Below are 18,778 nucleotides of genomic sequence, written 5' to 3' on the forward strand. Positions count from 1 at the left end.
GAGCGCCCGGACCGCTCACCGTGCCGGTAACGGCCGACACGGAGCGTGCGTGCCGGCCCGCGCGCTCCCCGTCAAGAGCCCTTGCGGCAACTGTGCGGACACGCGAATGTAACGATCGTGGGAGCTTGCAGAAATCTTCCGCAAGCTCTTTCGGCCTTCTTTCAACCTTGTTACCTTCACGTCGACCCGGCGCCGCGACGGAGCGGTACGGCAGTTGAAGGAGTTCGGATGCGACGTGGCATAACGGCCACCGCCCTGGCCGCGACCCTGGCGCTCGCGGCGACCGCCTGCGGCGGCGACGAGAAGACCGAGGGCGGCTCGAAGCCCGGCGAGCTCTCGGGCACGGTCACCTGGTGGGACACCTCGACCGTGGGCAGCGAGGACAAGGTCTTCAAGAAGCTCGCCGAGGACTTCGAGACCGCGCACCCCGGCGTCGACGTCAAGTATGTGAACGTGCCGTTCGGCGAGGCGCAGAACAAGTTCAAGAACGCCGCGCAGTCCGGCTCCGGCGCGCCCGACGTCATCCGCTCCGAGGTCGCCTGGACGCCCGAGTTCGCCGACCTCGGCTACCTCGCGCCGCTGGACGGCACGGCCGCGCTGAAGGACGAGAAGGACTTCGTCCCCCAGGCCGCCGCCTCCACCAAGTACGACGGCAAGACCTATGCCGTCCCGCAGGTCATCGACTCCCTGGGCATCTTCTACAACAAGAAGCTGTTCAAGGACGCCGGGGTGGAAGTCCCCACGACCATCGCCGAGTTGAAGACGGTCTCGAAGACCATCAAGGACAAGACCGGCAAGACCGGCATGTATCTGCGCGGCGACGACGCGTACTGGTTCCTGTCGTTCCTCTACGGCGAGGGCGGCGACCTGGTCGACGCCGACGCCAAGACCATCACCGTCGACAGCCCGGCCGGCGTCAAGGCCATGGAGGTCGTCAAGGACCTCGTGGACTCCGGGGCCGCCAAGACCGACGCGACCGACGGCTGGGAGAACATGCAGGCCGCCTTCAAGGGCGGCGACGTGGCCATGATGATCAACGGCCCGTGGGCGATCGCCGACACCTACGCCGGACCGCAGTTCACCGACAAGGCCAACCTGGGCGTCGCCCCGGTGCCCGCCGGCTCGGCCGGCCAGGGCGCCCCGCAGGGCGGCCACAACCTCGGTGTCTACGCGGGGTCCGAGAACCTCGACGCCTCGTACGCCTTCGTGGAGTACATGTCCTCCGCCGAGTCCCAGGCGAAGATCACCACCGAGCTGAACCTGCTGCCGACCCGTACGTCGGTCTACGCCCGGCCCGAGGTCGCGAAGAACGAGATCGTCGGCTTCTTCAAGCCGGTCGTCGACAAGGCCGTCGAGCGCCCCTGGATCCCGGAGACCGGCAGCCTGTTCGCCCCGCTGGTCACCGAGTACACCAAGGTCCTCACCGGCCAGGCCACCCCGGAGGAGGGCGTCAGCACGACCGGTGACTCCTACCGCAAGCTGCTCAAGGGCTGGAAGTAGGACCGAGCGAGGGAAAGGAAGGCAGGCCGGCTGATGGCTGTGCACACCGGCCAGTCGGCGGTGAAGGCCGCGGGTGACTCGGACGTCGCCCGCGGCCGGAGCCGCGGCACTGGCAAACCCCCCGGCGGGGTGCGGCGTTCGGCCGCGACCCACTGGTACGCCTGGGCGATGGTCGCCCCCGTGGTGGCCGTGATCGGCGTGATCGTCGGCTACCCGCTGCTGCGCGGCTTCTATCTGTCGCTGACCGACGCCAACGAACGCAACGTCGAGCGCAACATCGGCGTCAACCACCTCCCCGCCACCTACGAGTTCGTCGGACTCGACAACTACGCCGACGCCCTGACGGGTGGTCAGTTCCTCGCCACCCTCGGCTGGACGCTGGTGTGGACGGTGTCCTGCGTCGGCCTCACCTTCGTTCTCGGCCTCGCCCTCGCGAACCTCCTCAACCGCCGCATCGCGGGCCGCTCCGCCTACCGGATGATGCTCATCCTGCCGTGGGCCGTCCCCGGCTTCGTGTCCGTCTTCGCCTGGCGGTTCCTCTACAACGAGGACCGGGGCCTGCTCAACAAGCTCCTGGCGGGCGGCGGCATCGACGCCGTGCCCTGGCTCAACGACCCCACCTGGGCCAAGTTCTCGGTCATCGCCGTCAACATCTGGCTCGGCGTGCCCTTCATGCTGGTCGCCCTGCTCGGCGGCCTCCAGTCCATCCCGGGCGAGATGTACGAGGCCGCCGAGATGGACGGCGCCGGCCCCTGGCAGCGGTTCCGGCACATCACCATGCCCGGCCTCCGCTCGGTCAGCACGACCGTCGTCCTGCTCAGCACCATCTGGACGTTCAACATGTTCCCGGTGATCTTCCTGCTGACCCGGGGCGGACCCGGTGAGGCCACCCAGATCCTGGTGACCCAGGCGTACAAGTTCTCCTTCGAGATCAGCCCCCGCGACTTCGCCCTGTCGTCCACCTGGGGCGTACTGATCCTCGTACTCCTGATGATCTTCGCCGTGGTCTACCAACGAGTCCTCCGCAAGCAGGGAGATACCTGGTGACCGCCCTGACCGAGACCGGCGCGGGCGCCCCGCCCGCCGCCCCCGCGCGCCCGGCGGAGAAGGTACGCCGCCGGGGCGACCGCTCGCCCGTCGCCTCCGTCGGCCTGCACGCCACCCTGATCGTGGCGTCCGTCGTGGCGGTCTTCCCCGTGCTGTGGGTACTGCTGACGTCCCTGAAGCCCGCCGCGTACGCGACGACGACGGACTTCTTCAAGGACACGACGTTCGAGAACTACACCAAGCTGCTGGCGGACACACCGTTCCTCACCTGGTTCGGCAACTCGCTGCTGATCGCCGGACTGACCACCGTGCTCGGCGTGTTCACCGCCGCCACCACCGGATACGCCGTCAGCCGCTTCCGCTTCCCCGGCAAACGCGGCCTCATGTGGACCCTGCTCATCACCCAGATGTTCCCGATGGCCGTGCTCATCGTGCCGCTCTACAACATCATGTCGAGCCTCGGCCTGCTCAACCAGGCGGCCGGACTGGTGATCACATACCTCACGATCGCCGTGCCGTTCTGCGCCTGGATGATGAAGGGCTTCTTCGACACCATCCCGCGCGAGATCGACGAGTCCGGCATGGTCGACGGACTCACCCCGTTCGGCACCTTCTGGCGGCTGATCCTGCCGCTCGCCAAACCGGGACTCGCGGTGACCGCGTTCTACTCCTTCATCACCGCCTGGGGCGAGGTGGCGTACGCCTCCGCCTTCATGGTCGGCGACGAGAACCTCACCCTCGCGGGCGGTTTGCAGAAGTTCGTCAACCAGTACGGCGCCCAGTGGGGTCCGATGACGGCGGCGTCCGTGCTCATCGCGATACCCGCCGCGATCGTCTTCCTGTTCGCGCAGCGCCATCTGGTGACCGGTGTCTCCGCCGGTGCCGTGAAGGGCTGACGGCGCCCTCGCCGCCCGTACGACACGCACCACCGCACCCGCACCCCGCAGCACAGCGACAGTGACGGCGGCGCCGGGGCCGATCCGGACCCCGGCGCCGCTCCCTCCCAGACCCCCAGGGACGACATGACCCAGCACCTCGCTGCCCCCTCCACCGGCACGTCCGACGACGCCCCGGGCCGGCCCGCCGGCTGGTGGCGGGACGCGGTGATCTACCAGGTCTATCCGCGCAGTTTCGCCGACGCCAACGGTGACGGCATGGGCGATCTCGAAGGCGTACGGAGCCGGCTGCCGTATCTGCGCGCGCTGGGGGTCGACGCCGTCTGGCTCAGCCCGTTCTACGCCTCGCCGCAGGCCGACGCGGGCTACGACGTCTCCGACTACCGGGCCATCGATCCCATGTTCGGCTCGCTCCTCGACGCCGACGCGCTGATCCGCGACGCGCACGCGCAGGACCTGCGCGTCATCGTCGACGTGGTGCCCAACCACTCCTCCGACCGGCACGACTGGTTCCGCCGCGCCCTCCGGGACGGCCCCGGCTCGGCGCTGCGCGAGCGCTACCACTTCCGCCCCGGCAAGGGCGCCGACGGTGAACTCCCGCCCAACGACTGGGAGTCCATCTTCGGCGGCCCCGCCTGGACCCGGACCACCGACCCGGACGGCACCCCCGGCGAGTGGTATCTGCACCTCTTCGCGCCCGAACAGCCTGACTTCAACTGGGACCACCCCGCCGTCGCCGACGAGTTCCGCTCCATCCTGCGCTTCTGGCTCGACATGGGCGTCGACGGCTTCCGGGTCGACGTCGCCCACGGACTCGTCAAGGCCGCCGGGCTGCCCGACGTCGGCAGCGGCGGCCAGCTCGGGCTCCTCGGCAGCAGCGAGCGGGGCCTGCCCTTCTTCGACCAGGACGGCGTCCACGAGATCTACCGCAGCTGGCGCACCATCCTGGACGAGTACCCCGGCGACCGGATCGCCGTCGCCGAGGCCTGGACCCCCACCGTCGAGCGCACCGCCCACTACGTGCGCCCCGACGAGATGCACCAGGCGTTCAACTTCCAGTATCTGAGCACCTTCTGGGACGCCGCCGCGCTCCGCGACGTCATCGACACCTCGCTCGCCGCGATGCGCCCCGTCGGCGCGCCCACCACCTGGGTGCTCTCCAACCACGACGTCACCCGGCACACCACCCGCTTCGCCCACCCCCTCTCCCTCGGCACCCAGCTCCGGGAGGCGGGCGACCGCGCGCTCGGTCTGCGCCGGGCCCGCGCCGCGACCCTGCTGATGCTCGCCCTGCCCGGCTCCGCCTACGTCTACCAGGGCGAGGAACTGGGACTGCCCGACGTCACCGACCTGCCCGACGAGGCCCGGCAGGACCCCTCGTACTTCCGCGCGGCCGGCCAGGACGGCTACCGCGACGGCTGCCGGGTGCCGATCCCGTGGACCCGCGACGGCTCCTCGTACGGCTTCGGCCCCGGCGGCAGCTGGCTGCCGCAGCCCGTCGGCTGGGGCGAGCTGAGCGTCGAGGCGCAGACCGGCGTGGAGGGCTCCAGCCTGGAGCTGTACCGCGCGGCCATCGCCGCCCGGCGCGCGCACCCGGGGCTCGGCGCCGGGGTGTCCGTCGACTGGCGGGACGCCCCGGAGGGGGTCCTCGTCTTCGCCCGGCCCGGCTTCCTCTGCACCGTCAACACCACCGGCGCGCCGGTGCGGGTCCCGGTGCGGGGCAGTCTCCTGCTCGCCAGCGGACCCGGCACCGTCACCCGCCCCGGCGCCGAGGCGGGCGTCCACGAGGCCGAACTGCCCGCCGACACCACGGTGTGGTGGACGGTGTGACACTGCCCCTCCCCAGGTCCGGAGCCGGGACACCCCGGCTCTCGGACATCGCGGGACAGGCATCGGTCAGCGAGGCCACCGTCAGCCGGGTGCTCAACGGCAAGCCCGGTGTCGCCGACAGCACCCGCCAGCGGGTGCTCGCCGCGCTCGACGTCCTCGGGTACGAGCGCCCCGTACGGCTGCGGCGGCGCAGCGCCGGGCTGATCGGTCTGGTGACCCCGGAACTGGTCAACCCGATCTTCCCGGCGTTCGCCCAGGCCGTCGAGCAGGTGCTGGCCGGGCACGGCTACACGCCCGTCCTCTGCACCCAGCTCCCGGGCGGGGCAACGGAGGACGAGCTGGTCGAGCAGCTCGTGGAGCGCGGCGTCGGCGGCATCGTCTTCCTGTCGGGGCTGCACGCGGACACGTCGGCGGACCCGGCGCGGTACGCCGCGCTGATCGACCGGGGCGTGCCGTTCGTGATGATCAACGGCTGCAACGACCGGGTCAGCGCGCCGTTCGTGTCCCTGGACGACCGGGCGGCCATGCGGATGGCCGTGGGGCATCTGGCGGATCTGGGACACCGGCGGATCGGGCTGGCGACGGGGCCGCTGCGGTACGTCCCGTCGGCGCGCAAGCGCGAGGGGTTCCTCGACGCGCTGGCCGCCGTACGGGGGCTGACCCGTGAGGAGGCCGAGGAGCGGGTCTGCTCCACGCTGTTCAGTGTGGAGGGCGGTCAGGTGGCGGCGGGCGCGCTGCTCGACCTGGGCTGCACGGGCATCGTCTGCGGCAGCGACATGATGGCGCTCGGGGTGGTGCGGGCGGCCCGCGCGCGAGGAGTGCGGGTGCCGTACGACCTGTCGGTGGTGGGCTTCGACGACTCGCAGCTGATCGCCTTCACCGACCCGCCGCTGACGACGGTGCGCCAGCCGGTGCAGGCGATGGCGGGCGCGGCGGTGGGCGCGCTGCTGGAGGAGATCGGCGGAAGTCCCGTGCAGCGGACGGAGTACGTGTTCCAGCCGGAGCTGGTGGTGCGGGGGTCGACGGCGGGCGCGCGTACGGGCTGAGGGGCCGTCATGTGCGTGGCTGAGCACCGTCTTTGCTTGGCAGATGTCACCCGCTCGACGCGTCCCGCGCGTGGGCCCCGGGCCGGCGGTCCGTCGTGCGCGCGGGAGTCCTCGCCCGGTGCCGGCCGGGTGGCGGGAGGTCCCGGGTCGTGCGTGCGCGCGGGAGCCCCGGGGGCGGGCCCCGGGTGGGGCGGCGGGAGGTGTGACCCCCGGGGCTCCCCGCGCCGGACCGGAGTCCTGACGAACGTACCCCCGCGCAACACCTTGCGGAAGTTCTTGCGGTCCGTCGATTCCTGTATTTCCGCGGTGTTACCCGGTGTTGTCCAGAGGGTTGACCGGGAGTTGCGGGGCTCGTACGGTCTGGTCGCGACACGCTTTGCTTTCTTGCAGCAAGAACATTCAAGAGCCTTGAGGGCCCGGACAGGACCTGGTCCCGCCCAGCTCTCCCCGTCGTCCGCACCTCCCCCACGCAGGAGGAAACATGGCCCGCAGAGTTCCCGCCCTCGTACTCGCCCTGGTGGCGGGCGCGGCGGCCCTCGTGGCTCCGGGAAGCCCCGCCCAGGCCGCGCCGCCCGGCGAGAAGGACGTCACCGCCGTCCTGTTCGAGTGGCGCTTCGACTCCGTCGCCAGGGCCTGCACGGACACCCTCGGCCCGGCCGGCTACGGCTACGTCCAGGTCTCCCCGCCCCAGGAGCACATCCAGGGCGGCCAGTGGTGGACCTCGTACCAGCCCGTCAGCTACAAGATCGCCGGGCGGCTCGGCGACCGTGCCGCCTTCCAGGCCATGGTCAACACCTGCCACGCCGCCGGGGTGAAGGTCGTCGCCGACACCGTCATCAACCACATGTCGGCCGGTTCGGGCACCGGCACCGGGGGCACCTCGTACGCCAAGTACGAGTATCCCGGCATCTATTCGGGCGCCGACATGGACGACTGCCGCTCCCAGATCAGCAACTACGGCGACCGCGGCAACGTCCAGAACTGCGAACTCGTGGGCCTGGCCGACCTGGACACCGGCGAGGACTACGTACGCGGCCGGATCGCCGCGTATCTGAACGACCTCAGCTCGCTCGGGGTCGACGGCTTCCGGATCGACGCCGCCAAGCACATGCCGGCCGCCGACCTCGCCAACATCAAGTCCCGGCTGAGCAATCCGGGCGTGTACTGGAAGCAGGAGGCGATATTCGGCGGCGGGGAGGCCGTGTCGCCGAGTGAGTACCTCGGCACCGGAGACGTCCAGGAGTTCCGCTACGGCCGGGGCCTCAAGCAGGTCTTCCTCAACGAGAACCTCGCGTACCTGAAGAACTTCGGCGAGGGCTGGGGCTTCATGCAGGGTGCCAAGTCGGCCGTCTTCGTGGACAACCACGACACCGAGCGCGGCGGCGACACCCTCAACTACAAGAACGGCGCCGCGTACACGCTGGCCAACGTGTTCATGCTCGCGTACCCGTACGGTTCGCCCGACGTGCACTCCGGCTACGAGTTCTCCAACCACGACGCCGGACCGCCCAACGGCGGCACGGTCAACGCCTGTTACGCCGACGGGTGGAAGTGCCAGCACGCCTGGCGCGAGATCTCCTCCATGGTCGGCTTCCGCAACGCGGCGCGCGGCCAGGGTGTCACCGACTGGTGGGACGACGGCGGTGACCGGATCGCCTTCGGGCGCGGTTCGAAGGCGTACGTCGCCCTCAACTACACCGGCTCCGCGCTCAGCCGCACCTTCCAGACGTCGCTGCCCGCCGGTGACTACTGCGACGTGCAGAGCGGCAACGGGGTGACGGTGAACGGCTCCGGCCAGTTCACCGCGACGCTCGGCGCCAACACGGCCGTCGCCCTGCACGCCGGGGCCCGCTCCTGCGGCGGGGGCTCGCCGCAGCCGGGCCGTTTCGGGGTGACGTTCGGGGTGAACGCGACGACGCAGCCCGGCCAGAACATCCATGTCACCGGGGACCGCGCCGAACTCGGCAACTGGAACACCGGGGCCGCCCTCAAGCTCGACCCGGCCGCCTACCCGGTGTGGAAGCTGAACGTGCCGCTGCCCGCCGGTACGTCCTTCGCGTACAAGTACATCCGCAAGGACGCGGCCGGAAACGTGACGTGGGAGAGCGGCGCCAACCGGACGGCCACCGTGCCGAGCACCGCGTCCGGCCCGCTGCCGCTGAACGACACCTGGCGCAACTGACCCCGTCCCAAACCGACTTACCCCCCACGGAACCCGCACCCCCCGCACCCCCCGCACCATCCGGCCGTCCCGGCGATCCCGCACCCGTGCCCCCGGCACGCGCGCCGTCGCCGGGCCGGCCGCCTTCCCGTACCCCGAGGAGACCCCGCGTGATTCGCCCGCCCCTGCCCGCGCTCCCGCGCACGGCGGCCGTCGCCGTCGTGGCCGCGGCCCTCTGCGCGGCCCTGGTGCCCGCGCTGCCGGCCGTCGCCGCCCGTGCCCCGGCCCCGCCGTCGGACGCCCGGCTCGCCGCCGAGCCCGCCCGGCACGACCTGACGCGCGAGCAGTTCTACTTCGTGCTGCCCGACCGCTTCGCCAACGGCGACCGGTCCAACGACCGCGGCGGACTGACCGGTTCACGCACCGACACCGGTCACGACCCGGCCGACAAGGGCTTCTACCAGGGCGGCGACCTCAAGGGGATCACCGACCGGCTCGACTACATCAAGGGCCTCGGCACCACCGCCATCTGGATGGCGCCGATCTTCAAGAACAAGCCGGTGCAGGGCACGGGCGACGACGTCTCGGCCGGCTACCACGGCTACTGGATCACCGACTTCACCCAGGTCGATCCGCACTTCGGCACCAACGCCGAACTGGAGAAGCTGATCGACAAGGCCCACGACAAGGGCATGAAGGTCTTCTTCGACGTCATCACCAACCACACGGCCGACACCGTCGACTACGCCGAGAAGGTCTACGGCTACCGCCCCAAGGGCTCCCACCCGTATCTCGACAAGAACGGCCGCCCCTTCGACGACCGCGAGGGCCTCGGGCGGGTGGACGCCGACGCGTTCCCCTACACCCCGGCACCCAAGGCGGGCGAGAAGAAGGTCCCGTCCTGGCTCAACGACCCCACGATGTACCACAACCGGGGCGACTCGACCTTCGCCGGGGAAAGCTCCGAGTACGGCGACTTCTCCGGCCTGGACGACCTGTGGACCGAACGGCCCGAGGTGGTCGACGGGATGGCGGACATCTACAAGAAGTGGGTCCGCGACTTCGACATCGACGGCTTCCGCATCGACACCGTCAAACACGTCGACCTCGACTTCTGGACCCAGTGGGCCACCGCGCTCGACGCCTACGCCGCGAAGCGCGGCCGGGACGACTTCTTCATGTTCGGCGAGGTCTACTCCGCCGACCCGGCCGTCACCTCGCCGTACGTGACCCGGGGCCGGCTCGACTCCACGCTGGACTTCCCCTTCCAGGACGCGGCGCGCGCCTACGCCTCGCAGGGCGCGCCCGCCGAACGGCTGGCGAAGGTCTTCGCCGAGGACTACCGCTACACCACCGACAAGGCCAACGCCTACGAGCAGGTGTCGTTCCTCGGCAACCACGACATGGGCCGTATCGGCACCTTCCTCCGGCAGGACAACCCGGACGCCGGTGACGCCGAACTGGTCAAGCGCGCCCGTCTCGCCAACGAGCTGATGTTCCTCAGCCGCGGCAACCCGGTGATCTACTACGGCGACGAGCAGGGCTTCACCGGCGCGGGCGGCGACAAGGACGCCCGCCAGAGCCTCTTCGCGTCCACCACCCCCGACTATCTGGACGACGACCAGCTCGGTACCGACCGGACGCACGCCTCCGACGCGTACGACCCGGCGCACCCGCTCTACCGGGCCGTCGCCGGCCTGTCGAAGCTGACGAAGAGTCACCCGGCGCTGCGGGACGGCGTCCAGACCGAGCGGTACGCGGACGGTTCCGTGTACGCGTTCTCCCGCACCGACGCCAGGCAGCGGCAGGAGTACGTCGTCGCCGTGAACAACGCCGCCACGGCGAAGACCGTGAAGGTGCCCACCGGCTCGGCGGGCGCCACCTTCCGCGTGCTGTACGGCGGGACACCCGGCGCCGTACGCAGCGGGGCCGACGCGGCCATCGAGGTCACCGTCCCGGCGCTGTCCTCCCTCGTGCTGCGCGCGGCCGAACCCCTCGCGCCGCCCACCGCCGAGCCGTCCATCACCCTTGACGCTCCCGGGGCCGGAGCCACCGGCACCGTGGAACTCGGCGCGGACGTCGACGGCGGACAGCTCAACCGTGTCGTCTTCGCCGCCCAGGTCGGCAACGGCCCCTGGCGCACCCTCGGCAGCGCCGACCACGCGCCGTACAAGGTCACGCAGTTCGTGGACGCCCCCGCCGGAACACCCCTGCGCTACAAGGCCGTCGCGGTCGACAGCCGGGGCCGTACCGCCTCGGACCTGGCCTCCTCGACCGCCGGACAGACACCCGCGCCCGAACCGCCGACGGCGGTGAAGCGCGAGCACGCGATCGTGCACTACCGGCGCGCCGACGGCGACTACGAGGGCTGGCAGCTCAACTCCGGTGACAAGAAGGGGGAGTTCACCGGCCGGGACGCGTACGGCGCGTTCGCGTGGGTCGACGTCCCCGAGGGCGCCTCGTCCGTCCCGTACACCGTCGTCAAGAACGGCACCCCGGACGGGCCCGAACGCACCGTCGACCTGGCGAAGACCGGCGAGGTGTGGATCGAGCAGGGCGCGGACGGCCAGAGCGAGAAGGCACCCGACGGGGCGTACCCGCCGCAGGACAAGACGAAGGCGGTCCTGCACCACCAGCGGCCCGACGGCGACTACGACGGCTGGGGCCTGCACACCTGGACCGGCGCCAAGGACCCCACCGACTGGGCGAAGCCGCTGCTGCCGGTGAAGCAGGACGCGTACGGCGTCACGTACGAGGTGCCGCTCGCCGAGGGCGCCACCTCACTCAGCTACATCCTGCACAAGGGCGACGAGAAGGACCTGCCGTCCGACCAGTCGCTCGACCTGGCCACGTACGGCAACGAGGTCTGGATGCTCGCCGGGCGGCCCGGCTATCTGCTGCCCACCTCCGGCGCCGTCCCCGCCCCGGACCTCGGCAAGGCCGAGGCTCAGTTCATCGACCGCGACACCGTCGTGTGGAAGGTGAAGGCCACCGAGGCGACCAGCCAGCAACTCGTGTACGCGCCGGACGGCGGCATCACCGTCGAGAACGGCGCGCTCTCCGACGAGGGGCAGTGGCTGCGGCTCACTCCCGGAGCGCTGACCGACGCGCAGCGGGCGAAGTACCCGCACCTGAAGGACTTCCCGGCCTTCACCGTGGACCCGCGCGACCGCGACCGGGTGAAGGAGTCGCTGCGCGGCCAGCTCATCGCCACCCAACGCGCCGCCAACGGCGCCCTGTTGGCCGCGACCGGCGTCCAGATCCCCGGTGTCCTGGACGACCTGTACGCGGCGGGGGCGACCCGCGCCGCACTCGGGCCCGTCTTCCGCGACGGCCGCCCCACCCTGTCGGTGTGGGCGCCCACGGCCCGGCGCGTCCAGCTCGAACTCGGCGGCCGGAGCGTGCCGATGCGGCGCGACGACCGCACCGGCGTGTGGTCCGTGCGGGGCACCCGCGACTGGACGGGCAAGCCCTACCGGTACGCGGTCGACGTCTGGGCGCCCACCGTGGGAAAGAGGGTCACCAACAAGGTCACCGACCCGTACTCCACCGCGCTGACCGCCGACTCCGCGCGCAGCCTCGCCGTCGACCTCGGTGACCCGAAGCTCGCCCCGAAGGGCTGGTCCGCGCTGAAGAAGCCGAAGGCCGTCCCGATGCGCGACGCGCAGATCCAGGAGCTGCACATCCGCGACTTCTCGATCACGGACCGCACCTCGGACCACCCCGGCCGCTATCTGGCCTTCACCGACACCCGCTCGAACGGCATGAAGCACCTCGCCCGGCTGGCCGGCGCGGGAACCTCCTACGTCCATCTGCTGCCCGCCTTCGACATCGGCACCATCCCGGAGAAACCGGCCGACCAGCAGGAACCGGCCTGTGAGCTGTCCGTGTACGCCCCCGACTCCGACGAGCAGCAGGCGTGCGTCGCGAAGGCGGCGGCGAAGGACGGCTTCAACTGGGGTTACGACCCGCTGCACTACACCGTGCCCGAGGGCTCCTACGCGAGTGACCCGAACGGCACGAAGCGCACGGTGGAGTTCCGCCGGATGGTGCAGGGCATCAACGGCACCGGGCTGCGGACCGTGATGGACGTCGTCTACAACCACACGGTGGCCAGCGGCCAGGACCCCAAGTCCGTACTCGACCGGATCGTGCCCGGCTACTACCAGCGGCTGATGGACGACGGCACGGTGGCGACATCCACCTGCTGCGCCAACACCGCGCCCGAACACGCCATGATGGGCAAGCTCGTGGTGGACTCCCTCGTCACCTGGGCCAGGGAGTACAAGGTCGACGGCTTCCGCTTCGACCTGATGGGCCATCACCCCAAGGCCAACATCCTCGCCGTGCGCAAGGCGCTGGACGCGCTGACCGTCGCGAAGGACGGGGTCGACGGCAAGGCGATCGTCCTCTACGGCGAGGGCTGGGACTTCGGCGAGATCGCCGGGGACGCCCGCTTCGTCCAGGCCACCCAGAAGAACATGGCGGGCACCGGGATCGCGACCTTCTCCGACCGGGCGCGCGACGCAGTACGCGGCGGCGGCCCCTTCGACGAGGACCCCGGCGTCCAGGGCTTCGCCTCCGGTCTCTTCACCGACCCCAACTCCTGGGCCGCCAACGGCACTCCGGCCGAGCAGCGGGCCCGGCTGCTGCACTACCAGGACCTGATCAAGGTCGGCCTCACCGGCAACCTCGCCGACTACACCTTCACCGACAGCTCGGGCCGCACCGTCAAGGGCTCCGAGGTCGACTACAACGGCGCCCCGGCCGGGTACGCCGAGGCGCCCGGCGACGCGCTGGCCTACTCCGACGCGCACGACAACGAAAGCCTCTACGACGCGCTGGCCTTCAAACTCCCGCGCGCCACACCGGCCGCCGACCGGGCCAGGGCACAGGTGCTCGCGATGGCGACGGCGGCGCTCACCCAGGGGCCGTCGCTCTCCCAGGCGGGCACGGACCTGCTGCGTTCCAAGTCGCTGGACCGCAACTCCTACGACAGCGGCGACTGGTTCAACGCGATCCACTGGGACTGCCGGGACGGCAACGGCTTCGGGCGCGGTCTGCCACCCGCCACCGACAACGAGCCCAAGTGGGGTTTCGCCAAACCTCTGTTGGCGACACCGGGCATCACGCCCGACTGCCCGGAGATCACCGGGGCCTCGGCCGCGTACCGGGATCTGCTCACGATCCGCACCACGGAGCCGGCCTTCGGACTCGACTCCATCGGCGCGGTCCAGTCCGCGCTGTCCTTCCCGCTCTCCGGACCGGACGAGACCCCCGGCGTCGTCACCATGCGCCTCGGCGAGCTGGTGGTGGTCCTCAACGCCGCCCCGGAGACGGCCACCCAGCGGGTCACGGCGCTCGCCGGACGGCCGTACGGGCTGCACCCGGTGCAGGCGGCGGGAGCGGACGCGACGGTCAAACGGGCGTCGTACGAGGCGAGTTCCGGGACCTTCTCGGTACCGGCACGGACGGTGGCGGTCTTCCGGACCGGCGCCTGACCGCACCCGGCGGTCGGCGCGCCCGTGTCCGGCGCGCCGACCGCCGGGAGACCGGTCTCGGACGGAGGAAACTGCCCAGGTTGTCGGCGGTCCGGTCAACGGCAGGCCCGATCAGGGGCGGTTCGCGCTTCGGCAGCCCGATCAGCGGCGGTTCGAGTTTCGGCAGGCCGAGTAAACAAGTCCGTTTCTGACTGATTCTCACCATGGGGGCGGTCCCCGGGCCCCGACGGGTCCAGACTGTCCCCCGTGGTGGGACACCTTCCCGATGAGAAGACCAGTTTCGTGGGACGCACGGCCGAGCTGGCCGTGGTCCAACACGCACTGCGGGAGCGCCGGTTGACGACGCTCACCGGCCCCGGAGGCGTGGGCAAGACCCGGCTCGCGCTCCGCGCCGCCGATCACGCCGACGAGCGGTACCCCGACGGCGTGTGGTGGGTCGACCTCTCGCCGCTCGCCGACGAACGGCTCCTCCTGATCACCGTCTCCGACGCGCTCGGCCTCTCCGACCACACCCTCCGCACGCCCGTCGAGACCCTCTGCGCCTGGCTCGCCGACCGGCGGGCCCTGCTCGTACTCGACTGCTGCGAACGGCTGGTGGGCGCCTGCGCCCGGCTCGTCGGCGAACTCCTCGCCGCCGCCCCCGGCCTCACCGTCCTCGCCACCAGCCGCCAGCCGCTCGGCCACCCCGCCGAGGAACGCGTCGAAGTGGCACCCCTGCCGCTGGACGGCGACGACGAGAAGGGCCTCGCCCTCACCCTCTTCCGCGAACGCGCCGCCACGGCCGCCCCCGGCGTCTCCCTCGCCGGCCCGGCCGCCGCAGCCGCCGCCGACGCGATCTGCCGCCGCCTCGAAGGCATCCCGCTCGCCCTCGAACTCGCCTGCGCCCGCCTCGCCGACAACACCGTCACGGAGATCGCCGAACGGCTCACCTCCCGTCTCGACGTCCTCACCGACGACACCGTCTGGCCCCGCCGCCACCGGGCGCTGCGCACCGCCATCGGCTGGAGCCACGAACTGTGCGCCCCGCTCGAACGGCTGCTGTGGGCACGGCTGTCCGTCTTCGGCGGCGACATCGAGGAGACCGACGCGCGCGCCGTCTGCGCCGGCGGCCCTCTCACCCCCGACGGTGTCGGCCGCGCACTGACCGGCCTCGCCGAACGCTCGGTGCTGCGGCGCGACGGCACCCGCTACCGGATGCTCGACACCCTGCGCGAGTACGGCGCCCTCTGGCTGGCCGAACTCGGCGAGGAACGCGCGCTCGCCGACCGGCACGCCGCGCGCTTCGCCGCGCTCGTCCGCGAGGCGCACGGCGGCTGGCTCGGCCGGGAGCAGGTCGCGTGGTACACCAGGGTCGCCGACAGCCACTCCGACCTGTGCGCCGCCCTCGACCACCTCCTCGCCACGGACCCCGCCGCCGCCCAGGAGATGGCGGGCCGGGTCGGCTTCTTCTGGACCTGCTGCGGCCATCTCCACGAGGCCAGGATCTACCTGGAGCGCGCGCTCGCCGCCCACCACACCCTCGGACCGGACCGCACCCGCACGCTGTGGGCGCTCGGCCTGACCGTGATGCTCCAGGGCGACCACGAGGAGGCGCGGCGCCTCGGCGAACGGTGCGGCCGGGTCGCCCGGCACGACAAGGACCCCGAGTCCGCGCTCTCGGCGGCGTATCTGAGCGGCCTCACCTCCCTGATGACCGGGCACGCGCAGGCCGGCCACACACTCGCCGACCGCGCGCTGGAGGCCGTGGGCGGCGACGGGTTCTCGTACCCCTCCCAACTGCGCTGCCGCCTCGTCCGTGTCTTCGCCCTCACCGGCCTCGGGCGGCTCGACGAGGCGGGCCGGGAAGCCGCCGAGCTCCGCGCGGAGTGCGCGGAACGCGGCGAGGTCTGGACCCGCTCGTACGCCGACTACCAGCTCTCCCTGGTCCGGCTGCTGACCGGCCGGCCGCACGAGGCGGAGACCCACGCCCGCGCGATGCTGGCCGGCAAGCACCAGCTGCGCGACAGCTTCGGCATCGCGCTCGGCCTCGACCTGCTGGCGGCGGCGGTGGCCGCGCAGGGCGACGGCGAACGCGCCGCGCTCCTCTACGGCACCGGCCAGGCGTACTGGCAGCTGGTCGGCCACCCGCAGCGCGGCACTCCCGAACTGGCCGAGGTGCGGGCCGAGTGCGAACGCCGGGCCCGTGCGTCGGTGGGGGACCGGGTGTACGAGGAGGCGTTCGGCCGGGGGCTGGCGGAGGGCGGCCGGTCGGGTCCGGCCGGGGCGCTGCGGGGACCGATCCCGTAACCGGGCGGCTCCCGCCGGGGCGGGGCGCCAAGGTGTGCCGTACGCGGGGGAGTTGTCGCGAACTTGTTGCGGGTCCCTCCGTGCGTGAACTCCGGTGGACGGGTAATGCGGTAGGTATGACGTCCACCGACGTGAAACCAGAACACGACCCGGCCCGGAGCAAGGGGCGCGTCCCGCGCGTGTCGAGGGCGCCCTGGTGGGTCAAACTGCCCGTCGGACTCGTGGTGCTCGTCGTGCTGCTCGGGCTCGGCAGCCGGCTCGACCTCGTGCCCGGCTTCGACGACGTGTTCGGCGAGAAGACCCAGGACCGCACGGGTCCGACGCTGCTCAAGTCGATCCAGGACCTCAGCCGTTACCAGGCGGCGTCCGGCAACTTCCAGGTCGTGGTGGACCTGGAGAAGGACGCCAAGTACCTCCCGGACACCATCAAGGGCAGCCGCACCCTCTACGTCGGCGCCGGCAGCGTCGGGTCGTACGTGGACCTCGGCGGGATCAGCGACGAGAACGTCCAGGTCAACAAGGAGCGGACCACCGCGACACTGCGGCTGCCGCACGCCCAGCTGGGCAAGGCCACGCTGGACCCGGACCGCTCGTACGCCGTCTCCAAGCAGCGGGGACTGCTCGACCGGCTCGGTGACTTCTTCTCCGACAACCCGGCCGACGAGCGCGCCGTCAACAAGCTCGCCGCCCGGCACATCCAGACCGCCGCGAAGGACAGCGAACTGACCGAGCGCGCGGAGAAGAACACCACCAGCATGCTGCAAGGGCTGCTGACGTCGCTGGGCTTCAAGGAAGTGACGGTGGTGTACGGCACCGGCTGACGGTCCGGCGCGTGTCTCACGCCCCGCGCGGGGCGGGCAGCGGTGCCGATCGCGGTGACGGCACCGCTGCCGCGAGGGCGCCCAGCCGGGTCACCAGATCGGTGAACGGGCCGCCGGGCGGCTCGTCCGCGAGGATCGGCAGCAGAATTCCGGCCATCTCGTCGTCGTACGCGGCGCTCACGGCGGCCAGCGCGGCGAAGTCGTGCACGAGCTGCAACTCCAGCTCACCGCGCGGGACACGGCGGCCGTCCAGCCACAGCAGCGCGGTCGACTCGGCGAGCGACACCCAGGAGCGCACCACCAGTTCCAGCCGGGGCGGCGGCGACTCGACCGCCAGATGGGCCAGGATCTGCTCGTACGCCGCCTGCCGCACCTCGTCGATCATGGCGTTGGCGGTGGACGAACCCACGGCCGGGCCACCCCGCATCAGCGCGAAGAAGCCGGGGCCGTGCTGGTCCACGAAGTCGAAGAAGCGCGTCATGACGCGCAGCAGCCGGGCCCCGAGAGGGCCCTCGCGCGGCTCGGTGAAACGGTCGGCCAACTCGTCGGCGGCCCGCCGCAGCGCGGCCTCGTACAGAGACTGCTTGCCCGGGAAGTAGTGGTAGACGAGGGGGCGGGAGATACCGGCCGCCGCCGCGATCTCGTCGATGGAGACGTGGTCCGGCGAGCGGTGGCTGAAGAGTTCCAGCGCGACACCGATCAGTTGCTGGCGTCTCTCTTCGACGCCCATTCTGCGTCGGACCCCGGTCGTCATATGAACAGCCTAACCGTCGGTGGCTGAAGCCTGTCGGTTACGCTCGCCGACCATGAGCGCATCTGACCAGGAAGAGGTCACCGAAATCCCGGAACCGGCACCGGAGTCGGAGCAGGAGCGGGAGGCGGCGGACCTCGACCGGGAGAGCGCCGACGACGAGCGCGCGGAACGCGCCGCGGACACGGAACGGGTCGCGCGACGGGACGTGGAACAGGGCTCGGAACGGGACTCGGAACGGGATGTGGAGCAGGGCTCGGAACGGGACGCCGACGAAGACGGCGGTGACCGCGACGACGTGCCTGGCAGCGACAGCGACGACAAGGACGGCAGCGGCGTTGACGCACGGGGCGGCGCCGCCGCCGAGGTGGACGACGAAGCCGACCCGGACGAGCGCGACGGGCACGACGGGCGGAGCGAGCGCGACGAGCGTCCCGATCCGGGCGGGCACGCCGATCCCGCCGACCCGGCCGTGCGTCCCGGCCACGCCAATCCAGCAGATCCGGACGAGCGGGCGGATCCGGGCGGGCCGGCGGAGCGTCCCGGCCACGACGAGCGTCCCGGTCCGGACGGCCACGGCGATCCCGCCGACCCGGCCGAGCGCGACGAGCGCCCCCATCCGGACGAGCGTCCCGGGGACCCCGGCCACCGCGACCCCGCCGGGCACGACGACACCGCCCTCACCCCGAGCCAGGCCCGCCGTATCCGTGTCATCGTCGCCTCGGTGCTCCTGGTCGCCATGGCCGTTGTGCTCGCCGTCCGTCTCGCGGGCGGCAGTTCCGTGCTCGTCCTCGGCGTCTACGGCCTCGCGACGGTCCTCTGCGGAGTCGTCATCGAACTGAGCCGGTACGGCCGCACCCGCCTCGCCAGCTGGCTCCTCGGCTTCGTCGTCGTCGCCACGCTCGCCACCGACGTGCTGTTCCTGCCCTGACCACGGGC

At 71.5% G+C, this 18,778-nt stretch carries 11 protein-coding genes; 10 read left to right on the forward strand and 1 reads right to left on the reverse strand.

The window, feature by feature from the left end; all coding sequences use genetic code 11:
• Window positions 1–228: 228 nt before the first annotated feature.
• The 9 genes from OG875_RS23110 to OG875_RS23150 all read left to right on the forward strand — a co-directional run bounded on the left by OG875_RS23110 (window position 229) and on the right by OG875_RS23150 (window position 17,088).
• Entirely contained in the window at window positions 229–1,500 is a 1,272-nt protein-coding gene (locus OG875_RS23110) for an extracellular solute-binding protein (protein ID WP_330176135.1), read from the forward strand.
• Between the two features lie 33 nt (window positions 1,501–1,533).
• Entirely contained in the window at window positions 1,534–2,547 is a 1,014-nt protein-coding gene (locus OG875_RS23115; RefSeq protein WP_330176136.1) for a carbohydrate ABC transporter permease, read from the forward strand.
• 5 nt (window positions 2,548–2,552) lie between these two features.
• On the forward strand, window positions 2,553–3,443 hold the full coding sequence (locus tag OG875_RS23120; protein WP_330177869.1) for a sugar ABC transporter permease: 891 nt from the start codon (window positions 2,553–2,555) through the stop codon (window positions 3,441–3,443).
• Window positions 3,444–3,569: 126 nt separating this feature from the next.
• Entirely contained in the window at window positions 3,570–5,273 is a 1,704-nt protein-coding gene (locus tag OG875_RS23125) for a glycoside hydrolase family 13 protein (protein WP_330176137.1), read from the forward strand.
• Window positions 5,258–6,319, forward strand: coding sequence for a LacI family DNA-binding transcriptional regulator (locus tag OG875_RS23130; protein ID WP_330176138.1), 1,062 nt, complete (start codon window positions 5,258–5,260; stop codon window positions 6,317–6,319). The genes OG875_RS23125 and OG875_RS23130 overlap by 16 nt, the downstream gene beginning before the upstream one ends.
• A 481-nt stretch (window positions 6,320–6,800) precedes the next feature.
• A complete protein-coding gene (locus OG875_RS23135; RefSeq protein ID WP_330176139.1) occupies window positions 6,801–8,501 on the forward strand; it encodes a carbohydrate-binding module family 20 domain-containing protein in 1,701 nt (566 codons plus the stop codon).
• 149 nt (window positions 8,502–8,650) lie between these two features.
• Window positions 8,651–13,981, forward strand: a complete 5,331-nt coding sequence (pulA, locus tag OG875_RS23140; RefSeq protein WP_443079177.1) for a pullulanase-type alpha-1,6-glucosidase — start codon at window positions 8,651–8,653, stop codon at window positions 13,979–13,981.
• A gap of 249 nt (window positions 13,982–14,230) precedes the next feature.
• The gene (locus OG875_RS23145; protein ID WP_330177871.1) at window positions 14,231–16,267 is read left to right on the forward strand and encodes an ATP-binding protein; all 2,037 of its coding nucleotides are present in this window, start codon (window positions 14,231–14,233) and stop codon (window positions 16,265–16,267) included.
• 116 nt (window positions 16,268–16,383) lie between these two features.
• The gene (locus tag OG875_RS23150; RefSeq protein ID WP_330176140.1) at window positions 16,384–17,088 is read left to right on the forward strand and encodes a DUF4230 domain-containing protein; all 705 of its coding nucleotides are present in this window, start codon (window positions 16,384–16,386) and stop codon (window positions 17,086–17,088) included.
• A 16-nt stretch (window positions 17,089–17,104) separates the two neighbouring features.
• Here OG875_RS23150 and OG875_RS23155 read toward each other — a convergent pair whose 3' ends face one another.
• Window positions 17,105–17,842 carry a TetR/AcrR family transcriptional regulator gene (locus OG875_RS23155; protein WP_330176141.1) on the reverse strand — a complete coding sequence of 246 codons (738 nt, stop codon included), beginning with the start codon at window positions 17,840–17,842 and terminating at the stop codon, window positions 17,105–17,107.
• A 52-nt stretch (window positions 17,843–17,894) separates the two neighbouring features.
• Between OG875_RS23155 and OG875_RS31060 the strand changes: the two genes are divergently transcribed.
• Window positions 17,895–18,770, forward strand: a complete 876-nt coding sequence (locus tag OG875_RS31060; RefSeq protein WP_443079178.1) for a hypothetical protein — start codon at window positions 17,895–17,897, stop codon at window positions 18,768–18,770.
• Window positions 18,771–18,778: the final 8 nt, after the last annotated feature.

Origin of the sequence: Streptomyces sp. NBC_01498 (assembly GCF_036327775.1) — a bacterium.
Lineage (GTDB): Bacteria > Actinomycetota > Actinomycetes > Streptomycetales > Streptomycetaceae > Streptomyces.